An 11,513-nucleotide genomic window follows, 5' to 3' on the forward strand; every position below is an offset into this window, starting at 1 on the left:
CGGCGCCGTACCGCATGGAGCAGGGCGATAAGGAAGGAACTTTCCGGGGTCTGAAGGCTCTTGATGGAGTCCCGCAATCGGTCGCTGCGACTGGAAGATCGCGGTGCGCTCGTCGTTCGCCGCCTCGCTGGCAACGGGAAGAAGCCAGAGTGGTACATCGCTGACGCGACTGCAGGAGCACAGATGAAAACGGCCTACGCAACGGATGCCCCACGCCCAACCATGAAATCCGACCTGCTCAAATACGTCCGCCTGATCGTCACCAAGGGCAGCGGAGCGGCATCTTCGCTCGGTCTCAACATTCTCCTAGCACGCCTGCTAGTGCCCGACCTGGCGGGCACCGTGTTCTTTTGCGTCGCCTTAGGCATCTTCCTGTCCCTGCTCGCCCGCCTCGGCCTGGACATCGCCTGCTTGAAAAACATCGCTTCGCTGCCGGAGGGCCAGCAGCGCGGCTATTTCAGCCGCGCACTGTTGATGGCCGCGGCGATGAACGTACCGACCTTCCTGATCGGCTTTGCGGTGGTCTATTTCTCCGAAACCACCCAGGCCAATGTTGGCCACGCGGCCGTGCTCTTTGCAGTCACCGCGCTGGGTTTGTCGCTGCTCAGCATTGCCAGCGAGACCCTCAAGGCAAAGCATCGCACCAGCGAGGGCCTGTTCTGGCAAACCGCCTTCCAGCCTGCCCTGACGCTCGTGCTCGTTGCTGCCAGCGGCAGCGAGCTGACCACCGTAGTCGGCTGCTTCACCATCGCCTTCGCCCTGGCAATTGCCGGGTCCATCTGGCGCGCCCTCTCCACTCTGCCGAAGACCGGCGCCGAGTCGCCCATGGGATGGCGCGAGATGCTGGTGCTCTGCATTCCACTGATGCTCATCGCCGTGATGAACAGCGTGATCGAACTGTCCGACACGCTGCTGCTCGGCGTGCTGCGTTCGGCCAGCGACGTCAGCATCTACTACATCGCGGCCAAGATCGCCGCGCTGTCGACCACCCTGCTGTTCATCATCAACGGCACCATCGGCCCGGACATCTCCCGTCGCTGGGCCCAGGGCGACCGTTCGGCGGCGTTCGGCATCGTGCGCCGTTACTCGCGCTACATGCTGGTCCTGGCGCTGCTGATCCTGGCCGGCATCGGCCTGCTGCGTGAATACATCCTTGCCGTGTTCGGCCCCGAGTACCGTGAGCAGGGTGTCTATCCGCTGCTGGTCCTCGCGCTGGGCTATTTCTTCGTGCTCGCAGCCGGTCCGCTCGGCATCTTCATGACCATGACCGGCAACCACAGGCGCTACATGCACAACAACATCATGGCCTGCGTGGTCAACCTCACGCTTAACCTGATCCTCATCCCGCGCTATGGCGTGAACGGTGCGTGCTTCGCCACCGCCATCGCCCTGGCGCTGAAAAACACCCTGCTCTACGTGCAGTTCAAGAACATCGAAAGGAGTCCGACGCCATGACTGACCGGGTAAACGTAATCGCTTACGGAGCCTATGACCGGCACAACTATGGCGACCTGCTCTTCGCAATCGTCCTCAAGCGCTACCTGGAGGCGGACGGCCGCTTCGAGGTACTGATCGCTGCCACCAAGAAATCCAACCTGTCTAGCTACGGCGCGCTGCCGACCGTCCCGCTGAAAAAGGCGCTGGACGCCACCCGTCACCAACCGAAGACGATGCTCATCGTCGCCGGCGGCGAATGCTTGACGGCCCAATGGGAAAGCATCATCGGCTACCTGGCCCCGCAAGCGATTTACTACCCGATCAAGGCCAGCCCTTTCCTGATCGGGCACAAGGCGTTCATCCGCCTGAGCCGTATGTTCACCCGCATCCCGTCCGACGTTCCGCTGGTACTCGGCGAGCGCGACCTGCCTGGCTACAAGGTCATGTACAACAGCGTCGGCGGCAACGAGATCAGCCGCAAGAAGCCACTGATTCATGCCGCCATCAAGCGCAACCTGCAGGATTGCACCTACGTCTCGGTGCGGGATCGGGAGACCTCGGCCGAACTGGACAAGCTGGGTATCGAGCACAACCTGGTGCCCGACAGCGCCATCCTCATTTCCGACATTTTTACCCCACAGGCAGACGCCGCCGAGCCCGGGCATATCGTGTTCCACATATCCGATCACCATGCCAAGCGTCGCATCGAGGCAATCGCTCAGCAGCTGACCGAACTGAACGTGAACACGGGGCTGAAGATCGCGCTGCTGACCATTGGCAAGGCGCCTGGGCATTCCGATGACGAGCCCCTGGACAAGTTGCAAAGCTTGCTCGGCGCCGAACGCGCCTACCGCGTCGACAGTGGCAAGATTGAAGACATCATCCGCTGCATCGCGACCAGCAAGCTGTACTGCGGCACCAGCCTGCACGGCGCTATCACGGCACTCGCCTACTCAGTCCCGCAGATCGCCCTCCTTCCACAACGGGTGATCAAGCTATCGGCCTTCCTCGAAACCTGGGTGCCAAAATCCGCTTGCGGCTTCGCCGAAGTGCCACAGATCAGCCAGATCGGCACCAACCTCATCAACAGCTTCGGCGATACCCAGCGGACCGAGCTGGACACCGTGGTTGAGGCCATGAAAGCCCGGGTGCGGGCTAACCTTGACCACATGGTCGCGCTCTACGACCAGGCGCCTGCGCGTGGCGAAACGAGCCGAAGCCAGCAACCCAAGCAGGAAACGGTCACCGCAGGCTAGAGGGACGGCTGGTCCGGTCATCCAGCGATCCGTCCCGGCGCATGTCGGGGCGGGGCTGTTCGGCTGATCGCCTCTGCATGAGCAGCGCCACGCCTGCGCTGCCCGGTTGCAAGTACCTGTTCAGGCAGGATATTCATCCCCACGTAAGCCAAACGACTGTGTAGAATCCCGCGCCCCGAAAAGCAGCAGGAGACACCACAGTGGTCATTCACTACCTCGCGTCCCAGAATGCCGTTGCATGTGGGCGCAGCGGCGCGAGCCTGAACGGCTCGCCGGACCTGGCTCAGGTTTCGTGCAAATCTTGTCTTCGGTCGGCGGAGAAGGTGGCGAGCGAACCGGCACGCAAGACACCGAGCCTGGCAGAGCTGAGGGCGGCGGCGAAGGCAGAGAAAGCCGCCACCGCAACCAAAGCAGCAGCACGCGCCGCCGCCGCGCTGTCGCCTCGAGCCGAGTGGCAGCAGCGCCTGGCACAACTGCCCGGCCGCAACCGTTTGCCAAGAGGCAACCGCCAGCAGGCCTTCATTTGAACAAAACGCCACCCGCATCCTTCGATAGCGGGCGGCGTTCCGCGCCTTACAAAAAATCACGCGTCATCCGCCGAGGGGCACGGCGCCGAAAGCTCGCGCCTGGTGCCGATCAAGCGACCTTGAAACGCCCTACCAACTGTTGCTGCTGTTCAGCCAGCCGCGCCAGTTCCAGGCTGGTCATGGCAGTCTGCTCAGCCCCCGCGCTCACCTGGATCGCAACATCATTGATCTCAACGATGTTGCGGTTGATGTCTTCCGCTACCGCGCTCTGCTCTTCAGCAGCTGTGGCAATCTGCAGGTTGCGATCACTGATGGCCGAGACCCCGTCTGCAATCTCGGCCAGCAATTCGCCAGCCCGCCCGATATTGTTCGAGCCGGCCTGCGCCTTGGATAAGGTTTCCTGCATCGAGCGCGCCGCGCGATCGGCGCCACCTTGCAGGTTCGCGATCATGTCTTGAATGCTGCCGGTCGACTCCTGAGTCTTCTGCGCAAGCGTGCGTACCTCGGACGCCACTACCGCAAACCCTCGCCCATGCTCGCCAGCACGTGCGGCCTCGATTGCGGCGTTGAGCGCGAGCAGGTTCGTCTGGTCGGCGATGCCGCGGATCACATCCAGCACGGAGGAGATGGAATCGCTCTCGCGCTTGAGGTCAGCGATGATGCCCGCAGTCTGGTCGGCCTGGCTCGACAGCTGGCGGATGAGGTCTATGGTCGTCTCGACTTCCGCCCGCCCCTGAGCGGTATTGGTATTGAGCTGCTGCGACAGCTCGGCCGCATCGTTGGTGCTTCGGGCCACGTCGCGCACCGTCGCGCTCATCTGATTGATCGCGGTCACCACCAGCTCGGTGCCCTGCCGTTGCCGATCGATGCTCTGGCTCGTTTGCACCGTCACGGCGGACGATTCCTCCGCGGCGGTGGCCACCTGTGCGGTGGCGTTGCTGATCTCGCCGACAACTTGGTTCAGCTCGACCGCCATGAGGTTGAGGTTGCGGGAAATCTCGCCGAACTCATCCCGGCCTTCGTAGCTGGCCTTGGCCGTCAGGTCCCGCGCCGAGAGCGCGAGCAATGCGCGATTCACGTCCTGCACGGCCAGCCTGATGTTGCGGATGATGAGATAGGACAGGCACGCCACGGCCAGCAACGCGACTACGACGGCAGCCAGCGTGAACCACAATGCGCGTTGCGCTTCGTCTCGCGCCTGGGCGGCCAGCGAACCGACGTCCTGCGCCAGCGCTTGCTCCAGCTCGCCCATCAGGTCGATCCGGCTGGTCGCTGTCTCGAACCAGCGCTCGCTGTCGATACCCAGGCTCTGCCCCATCGGGACGTCGAAGGCTAGCCGTTGCAAACGCGCGACTTCCAGGGCGCTGGGTTGTTGCAGCTTCTCGTCCAGGGCCCGGATAAAGCGTTCGTTAGCGGCACGACGGAACCCATCCATGTAGGCCGAAAACTCACCCAGGTTGCGGCTGAACGACGCCAGCAAGGGCGCATCGAAACGGTCTTGGTTGAACACCACACCAAGCATCGCGCGCTCGCGACCGGCGCGCTCTTTCATTTCGATGAACTGGTTTAACCCACCCAACGCGCGGGCGAGCGCGGCATCCTCGATGCTGTGCTCCACGGCGTAGGTAAAGCCGATCAACGCTTTGATGAACCCGGTGAACCGAGCGCCCGACTCGACGTTATTGATGGAAAATTTATCGATCTGAGCACGCGTCGCCTGGAGCTCGTCCAGTGCGGCCAAGGCATTGCCAATCATCGCACCGTTGCGTTCGGCCAGTATCCGTGCGGTTTCAAGGGCCTGGTCAGTGGCCTGCCGTATCCCCGGCAACCGCTGCGCCATGGTCCGACCCTGGCTGCCGAGGTACACCCCGCTTGCGCCACGCTCACGTTGAAGCGCGGTGATCAACTGGCTGACCGTCTGTGCCGCTTCACTCGCCTCGACGGTATTTTCCATCTGCTGCAACGTGCCGTAGCTGTCAGCGACATAAACGCTGGCGAGCCAAAGAAAGCCGAGAAGCGGGAAAACGAGAATAAGGATGAGCTTGGCGCTCAGAGAAAGATTTTTCAGCATGATGAACCTCACAGCTCCGAATGCACGGCGGAGCTACAGATGTGACGAAGGCATGACTTGTACGCGCCTCGGTCATCGGCAGCGGGCCGATGCGAAGCGGTTCAGAGTCGTTCTAGTAGCGTTGTGGCTGATGGGCCTGTAACCCTGCCGGCAGTGCTGAGAACAGTCACACAACCGGCCCCTTCCTGGGATGTGCGTATTCTGCGATCGGCTTGTTGTGGCCTGCTGACACAGGTCAATAAACCAGCGCCATAGGATTGCCGCCCGTCGGAACAGTAAAGACAGGCTTGAAGATGCGATACAGCGCGAGCACAACCTTCAGCCAGGCGAATCGCTGCCAATAAAAAAGGCCTGCATCACTGCAGGCCTTTGATAACGGTGGTGCCGGAGACAGGAGTCGAACCTGCGACCTTCGCATTACGAATGCGCTGCTCTACCTACTGAGCTACACCGGCACGGCGCCGCGCATTATCGGATTTCGGCTTCGCGGACTCAAGCCCGCGAAGCCGAATTCTCGGTCGCTTCGTTTGGCTCGCTTAGAGCCCAGCGCTGGTCGAGCCGGTTCCGGTCGCTGTCGAGTTGGACATGGAGCGATTGCTATCACCTTTCATGTCCTGTTTGACCTGCGCGGCAACCTCTTCGCCTTTCGCCGAAACGCGCTGGTAGCCTTCCTCGGCCTTGCTGCGCAATTGGCCGGTCAGGCGATCACTGTGCTCGCCCAGCATCTCGTCTTCTCGACGGGTCGGCGGTACAGCGGCAGCCATTAGCGCGCCAAGGGCTATACCGATCGCGCCGAGGGCCAGCGGTTGCTCCTGCAACAGCTGATTGAAACCACCGCGCGCCCGATCAGCCCCACCCCGCAACTTCTGCGAGGCCTGGCGGGTGGAATCGCTGGCCCGAGTCCGAGCATTACCGAGCGATTCGGAGACGCTGTTGCTCATTTGCGACGCCTTCTCTTTCATGCCGGCGCCCTGCTGTTTCAACCCCTGCGTCTTGGCCGAAAGCTTCTCGCCCATCGAAGGCCCAGTGGACGACGTGCTGCCGGCATATCCGGTGGTCGTCACATTGGAATGCGGTTGACGGTTTTGCCCCGCCATCATCCAGATGAGACCGATCGAGGTCAGTACCGTGGGCACTGGGTTGGCCTTCACGGTATTGCTCAGGTTGGAAAAGAACTCTCCGCCGCCGCCCTTGACGTAGCCGAGGGCGGTATCGATCAGTTCGCCTGGGGAAAGCTTGTTTTCTAGCGCATGAACGATGTTGCCGATGTCGGCGCGCTTCTGGTCGATTTCGCGCTCGAGCTGTTCGGGATCTTTCTGCGCCTCGGCATCGATCTGATTACGTGTGCTCATGATGTATGCCCCCTAACTGCCTCTTTATCCTTGTTGACCGAGTGAATGGTGCGCTCGGGCTTGAACGAAGATGCCTGGAACTTCTTCTTGCCAGCGGACACCATGATCAACCCGATCACCACAACCACACCGCCGACGATCAGCGCCGCCAGCCAGGGTTCCATGACCTTGCTCAGGCCGTAGACCGCTGACATCAACAGCACGATGAAGCCGCCGAGCAATACCGCGCCACCCGTGGCGACACTCGCCGCGCCCGCTTTGGTCGCCCGCATGGATTCGCTGACTTCGGCCTTGGCCAGCGCCAGCTCTTTCGTGATCAGGGCTGGTACTTCCTGGGTCAGCTGTCGCAGCAGCCCGCCGACGGACGTATCGTTTTCGGTGCGCATGGCCGGTTCCGGCGTGCTCGTCACATGGGGTGTCTTGCGTGCTTCGCTCATGGGTATAGCCCTCCATCGGTGCCCTTGCCGTTGCGGTTCGTGGTGGAACCGAGTCCGGACGATGGGTTGGAGCCCACGCCCAGGCCGTTGCTGAGGTTGGCGCCACTGCCGGTCGAGCTGCTACCAACGCCGGTGGCCGCTCCCGTGCCGACGCCGGCACGCGAGGTGCTGGTTGCCGACGACACACCAGCATTGCTGACGCTGCCGATGGTGCCCGGCTCGCCAGTATTCAACCGGTCGTTGAGCTCGTGCTGGCCCGACTCATGATGACTGTCATGGCCTTGATGGCTGGACGACGACATGCCCGAGCGATGGCTGGAATAGTCCCCCTCCGCGGCGCGCTTGCTCGATGCGCGGGCGAAGCGGGTCAGCCCGAAGCCCAGCGCGATGCTGCCGGTGATGAACAGTGCAGGGTTGTTGCGAGCAAGGCGGTTCACGTCCTGGACCAATTCGTCGACGCTCTTGCCGCGCAGGTCATCGGACAGCTGGACCATGCTCTGGGCCATGTTGGAGACATAGCCAGATAGCCCGAAGCGATCGTCCCCCTCCAGTTGCTCGGCCGCGGCTTTGGCGCCTTGGGCGACCCGCTCGATCTCGTTGGCTGCGGTTTCCCGATAACCATCGAGCTGGCTTTTACCTTGGGCTTTAGCCTGATCGGCGACCTGCCTGGCTTTAGCCTTGGCGTCCTCGGTGGCACCACTCGCGCCAGCGGAGCCTGAAGCCGATGATGAGGTGCTGTGGCCCGATGCGGACGTCGTCGAGCCGGTGCTGGTCGAATTAGCATTTTCGGGGCCGGTCTTGGGCATGCCACCGTAACCGGTAATTTCTTCGTCGGGTGTCGTCATTTGATTCACCTTTTAATATGGCTTGGCCGGAAGACCACGGTCCGTTGAACACAGCGAACTGCGATTACCGCGAACTGTGTAGTTTCGGTGCGCACATATAAGGTGACCGGGGGGTCTTTTTCGAGTTCCACACTTTTTGAAGGCGCGAAATGCTTCGGAATCAGAACTTTAGGGTTATCGATACGGGCCATGTGAGCCCCGTATTTGCTGGCGATGTGCCTAGCGATTCGCGCCAAACCGCGTAATCACTGGCTTTAAGCGGAGCGGCAACTAAACAAGCGAAACGTGAATGTGCGCGGCAGAACTAACGAACTATCGCAACAACTTCTCGATCGGCTTTTTAACGAAGCGAACCGTAGCCGACGAGCTGCACAAGCGACTGTCACCGATAAATAACCGGCGCATAAAAAACGGGCCAGAGGCCCGTTTTTGTTTTCTCGATCCTGTTGTTACAGCGGACCGATGGTGGAGCAGGTCTTCTTCGCAGCGGCGTGCTTTTGCAGCGGCGCTAGCTGCGGACGGTGCTTACCGCTGGTCACGTCCAGGGCCATGATGTTCTCACCCCAACGCGGACCGGCAGCCCAGTAGGTGCTCGGGATGCAGTTATCAGCGAGGTAAGCCAGCAGGTTGTCGGTCGCCACCACTGCGGACGGAGAGAAGTCAGGGATGCCGTGCTCACCGATGTAGCCACGCAGCTTGTTCTTCTTCAACCACTCGACCCACGGCTTGACCCGCTCGACACCCAACATCGGGGCGAAGGTTTCGGCACGCTTGGTGTAAGTGCCCGAGTAATCGAAGTCCAGGTACTGGTGCGCTTCGTAGACTAGGTTGTTCTTCGGATCACGCATCCACGGATCGTTGATCAGCGAAGTGTTGTACTTCTGCCAATGGAACGCGCTGGAGTAACGGTCGCCGGCGATCATGATCCAGGTACTCGGGTCGATCTTGCGGATCGCTTGACCAGCGGCCTGAGCGGTCTGCGGCCATAGGCCATTGCCGGTGTTGTACGGCTCGTTCATCAGGCCGTAGCCATACAGGGCCGGGTGCTTGGCCAGCGCGACCGCGATCTTGCGCCAGGTTTCAGCGAACTGCGCGCGGGGTACTTCCGGCGAGTTGATGACCTTGCCGTAGTAGCGGTAGTAGTTGTGCATATCAAGGATGACCTTGATGCCGTACTTCTGCGCGTAGTCGAGCGACTGCTTGATGCGACCGAGCTCAGCAGCGTCCAGCTCGGTGCCGAGCTTGGGCTGGATACGCTCCCAGAGGAAGCCCAGGCGAATGAGCTTGAAGCCAAGCCCTGCGTGACGCTTGTAGTAAGACTCGTCAGCGTAGGTGTAGCCCTTGTTGTAGATACCCGGAACATTGGCTGGGTCGAATACGCCGGAGCCGAAGTTCACACCTACCAGATCGATGCCGCTGCCGTCGCTGACGACAGGTGCGGTCACGACGGGAGCCGGTGCGGGTGTCGGAGCCGGGGTCGGTGCAGGCGTCGGCGTGGTAGCGACCGGCGCGCTGGTCGCGGTGCCCGAGACGACACTGATGGTCTTCGGGTAACCGACGCTGGCAGCCGACAGGGTAGCGCCGCTCAGCATGACCGACAGGTGAGCGCCGACATCATATACAGCTGCAACCTTACGGACCTGGCCATCAGCCAGTTTGACCGAGGCGCCAACCACAAAGGCAGACTTGTTGGAGGTGGTGTCCGGAATCGAGAAACCTGCCGACTTGCGGTAGATACCGTTTTCCCAGTCGGTGTTGGTGAAGCTGTTCATCGACGCGGTGTAGGTGTTGCTGGGCGTCGATGTGCTCGGCGCGGTCACGGCTGGTGCGGTAACAACGGGTGCAGTGGCAACCGGAGCAGTGCTCGCGACAACTGTACTGATGGTGCGCGGAGCACCAACTACAGCACCGTCGAGAAGCGCGCCATCGACATAGACGCTCAGGTTGGCGCCAACCTTATAGACGCGGGTGATTTTGCGCACCTGGCCATCGGCGAACTTGATTTGCACGCCCGGCTTGAAGGCCGCTACGGCGGCGGAAGTAGCCGGAACAGAAACGGCTGCTACGCGACGCCATACACCGTTAAGGAAATCAGTGCTGTTGAACTTGTTGATGCCGGAAGTAAAGGCGGCAGCTGACGCTGTAGTGGCCGTTTCGGCCGCGGTGACCTGGCCGGTAACGGCCACACCGCTGAAGATTGTTGCAAGGGCAATGGAACGAACGAGTGCCCGCGGGGCACCAGCAAATACTTTGATAGACATTGAGTCTCTCCGGAACTTAATACTTCAAAAGGCCGGAGCCTTTAAAAAAGTAGCGGGAGGTTTGTTTAAGTCGTTCAGGCGCTTACTGGGCAGAGTGCTGACTATGCGCAACCGGACGAACCGCTTGGCAAAGGACGCCGGATTACCATGGTGGGGAACCCGGCAATCCGTTGCGTGGCGCCTTTATAATAGGTTTAAAAAAGAACTCAAAATTTTTTTGACGGCTTTCGATCGCCAACTCTACGTCACAAAATTGACCAGCCATTAATAGGCTATTAATACCTGGCACTTTGATATTGCATCTAATAGCAAGCGAGCCCCTTTAAACCGTTTAGTTAATTCCCTACCGGCGTCAGATTTTTGAATTTTCGCGGTGAGGGAGCACAGATCCATCTATGGAATAGCCCGACGAACGGTCAAAGCATGACGCTCGATTTTCCGGTCGGCTGAAGGAAGCGGAAGCGATCTTTCCGCCTCGGCAGCTAGTGAAAATTGATAAGGAGCGGACGATGACGACTCAAAAATTCAAGATCGGCGACCACGTACGGTGGAATTCCGAGGCCGGCCACGTAACGGGGCATATCACCAAGGTGCATACCCAAGACACGGAGTTCATGGGGCACAAACGGCACGCCAGCCCGGAAGAGCCGCAGTACGAGATCAAGAGCGACAAGACCGACCATGTCGCGATGCACAAGGAGAGCGCACTGGGGCGGGTGAAGTGAGCGCAACGCTCCCTGATCGAATCTGGACGGTAGGCCACTCGACCCGCAGCGTCGAAACGTTCATAGCCCTGCTGCAGCAGTACGGCATCGAGGCGATCGCAGACGTGCGGCGCTTTCCCGGTTCGAGACGGCTACCGCAGTTCACCTCGGCTGCGCTCGAGACGGCGCTAGCGGATCAGGCAATCGACTATCAATGGCTCGAGGGCCTGGGCGGCCGTCGCCGGGCCAGCCACGCCTCGGCGGACAGCACCTGGCGCAACGCGTCGTTTCGCGGTTACGCCGAGCATCTCGACAGTACCGAGTTCGCCGCCGCGCTGGACCGGCTCTTGGCGCTGGCCACGGCTCGCCGCACCGCAATGATGTGCGCGGAGGTCCTCTGGTGGCGCTGCCACCGCTCGATGATCTCTGACGTGCTGAAGCTCAAGGGGATCGAGGTGCTGCATATCCAGGACGAGCGGCACCTGTCCCCGCATCCCTATACCTCACCCGCACGGCTTGACCATGGCGAACTGAGCTATACCGATAGAGGGGTTCCGCTAAAGCGTGGCGGGACAACCGCGCGAACAGAATGAAGCGTCATTCATTCCTAGGCTGGGTTGCAT

The 11,513-nt window shown here is 61.0% G+C and carries 10 protein-coding genes, 1 tRNA gene and 1 pseudogene; 5 read left to right on the plus strand and 7 right to left on the minus strand.

The annotated features are described in order from the left end of the window. Positions 1 to 183: 183 nt before the first annotated feature. From M1D78_RS14880 to M1D78_RS14890, 3 genes are all read left to right on the plus strand, one after another. Positions 184 to 1,455 carry an oligosaccharide flippase family protein gene (locus M1D78_RS14880; protein WP_437420766.1) on the plus strand — a complete coding sequence of 424 codons (1,272 nt, stop codon included), beginning with the start codon at positions 184 to 186 and terminating at the stop codon, positions 1,453 to 1,455. Continuing rightward, positions 1,452 to 2,693 (plus strand): polysaccharide pyruvyl transferase family protein, encoded by a 1,242-nt coding sequence (locus M1D78_RS14885; RefSeq protein ID WP_437420767.1) that lies wholly within the window; start codon positions 1,452 to 1,454, stop codon positions 2,691 to 2,693. The genes M1D78_RS14880 and M1D78_RS14885 overlap by 4 nt, the downstream gene beginning before the upstream one ends. A gap of 200 nt (positions 2,694 to 2,893) precedes the next feature. Beyond that, positions 2,894 to 3,220, plus strand: a complete 327-nt coding sequence (locus M1D78_RS14890) for a hypothetical protein (RefSeq protein WP_437420768.1) — start codon at positions 2,894 to 2,896, stop codon at positions 3,218 to 3,220. 109 nt (positions 3,221 to 3,329) lie between these two features. Here the strand turns inward: M1D78_RS14890 and M1D78_RS14895 are convergent, their stop codons facing one another. From M1D78_RS14895 to M1D78_RS14925, 7 genes and pseudogenes are all read right to left on the minus strand, one after another. Then, on the minus strand, positions 3,330 to 4,196 hold the full coding sequence (locus M1D78_RS14895; RefSeq protein ID WP_457933596.1) for a methyl-accepting chemotaxis protein: 867 nt from the start codon (positions 4,194 to 4,196) through the stop codon (positions 3,330 to 3,332). A 42-nt stretch (positions 4,197 to 4,238) separates the two neighbouring features. After that, positions 4,239 to 5,291: pseudogene (locus M1D78_RS14900) on the minus strand (nitrate- and nitrite sensing domain-containing protein); the annotation flags it as partial. A 379-nt stretch (positions 5,292 to 5,670) separates the two neighbouring features. Further along, positions 5,671 to 5,746: transfer RNA gene (locus M1D78_RS14905), tRNA-Thr, on the minus strand. A gap of 81 nt (positions 5,747 to 5,827) precedes the next feature. Next, positions 5,828 to 6,643 carry a DUF3618 domain-containing protein gene (locus tag M1D78_RS14910; protein ID WP_437420770.1) on the minus strand — a complete coding sequence of 272 codons (816 nt, stop codon included), beginning with the start codon at positions 6,641 to 6,643 and terminating at the stop codon, positions 5,828 to 5,830. Continuing rightward, positions 6,640 to 7,080: a phage holin family protein gene (locus M1D78_RS14915; RefSeq protein ID WP_437420771.1), complete on the minus strand. Its 441-nt coding sequence runs from the start codon at positions 7,078 to 7,080 to the stop codon at positions 6,640 to 6,642. Before M1D78_RS14915 ends, M1D78_RS14910 begins: the two co-directional genes overlap by 4 nt. Further along, entirely contained in the window at positions 7,077 to 7,925 is an 849-nt protein-coding gene (locus M1D78_RS14920) for a hypothetical protein (RefSeq protein ID WP_437420772.1), read from the minus strand. The genes M1D78_RS14915 and M1D78_RS14920 overlap by 4 nt, the downstream gene beginning before the upstream one ends. A gap of 449 nt (positions 7,926 to 8,374) precedes the next feature. Then, positions 8,375 to 10,186 carry a glycoside hydrolase family 5 protein gene (locus M1D78_RS14925; protein ID WP_437420773.1) on the minus strand — a complete coding sequence of 604 codons (1,812 nt, stop codon included), beginning with the start codon at positions 10,184 to 10,186 and terminating at the stop codon, positions 8,375 to 8,377. Between the two features lie 509 nt (positions 10,187 to 10,695). Here M1D78_RS14925 and M1D78_RS14930 point away from each other — a divergent pair. Both M1D78_RS14930 and M1D78_RS14935 read left to right on the plus strand, forming a co-directional pair. After that, positions 10,696 to 10,911, plus strand: coding sequence for a hypervirulence associated TUDOR domain-containing protein (locus tag M1D78_RS14930; RefSeq protein ID WP_437420774.1), 216 nt, complete (start codon positions 10,696 to 10,698; stop codon positions 10,909 to 10,911). Beyond that, positions 10,908 to 11,483 (plus strand): DUF488 domain-containing protein, encoded by a 576-nt coding sequence (locus M1D78_RS14935; protein ID WP_437420775.1) that lies wholly within the window; start codon positions 10,908 to 10,910, stop codon positions 11,481 to 11,483. The genes M1D78_RS14930 and M1D78_RS14935 overlap by 4 nt, the downstream gene beginning before the upstream one ends. The last annotated feature ends 30 nt before the right edge of the window (positions 11,484 to 11,513 follow it).

Source organism: Pseudomonas sp. SA195, assembly GCF_054131565.1.

What these genes read in the sequence shown, in the direction of transcription:
- M1D78_RS14930 (WP_437420774.1), top strand. Translation starts at nt 10,696, where the DNA reads ATGACGACTCAAAAATTCAAGATCGGCGACCACGTACGGTGGAATTCC.
- M1D78_RS14920 (WP_437420772.1), bottom strand. Translation starts at nt 7,925, where the DNA reads ATGACGACACCCGACGAAGAAATTACCGGTTACGGTGGCATGCCCAAG.
- M1D78_RS14880 (WP_437420766.1), top strand. Translation starts at nt 184, where the DNA reads ATGAAAACGGCCTACGCAACGGATGCCCCACGCCCAACCATGAAATCC.
- M1D78_RS14910 (WP_437420770.1), bottom strand. Translation starts at nt 6,643, where the DNA reads ATGAGCACACGTAATCAGATCGATGCCGAGGCGCAGAAAGATCCCGAA.
- M1D78_RS14915 (WP_437420771.1), bottom strand. Translation starts at nt 7,080, where the DNA reads ATGAGCGAAGCACGCAAGACACCCCATGTGACGAGCACGCCGGAACCG.
- M1D78_RS14895 (WP_457933596.1), bottom strand. Translation starts at nt 4,196, where the DNA reads ATGGCGGTCGAGCTGAACCAAGTTGTCGGCGAGATCAGCAACGCCACC.
- M1D78_RS14885 (WP_437420767.1), top strand. Translation starts at nt 1,452, where the DNA reads ATGACTGACCGGGTAAACGTAATCGCTTACGGAGCCTATGACCGGCAC.
- M1D78_RS14925 (WP_437420773.1), bottom strand. Translation starts at nt 10,186, where the DNA reads ATGTCTATCAAAGTATTTGCTGGTGCCCCGCGGGCACTCGTTCGTTCC.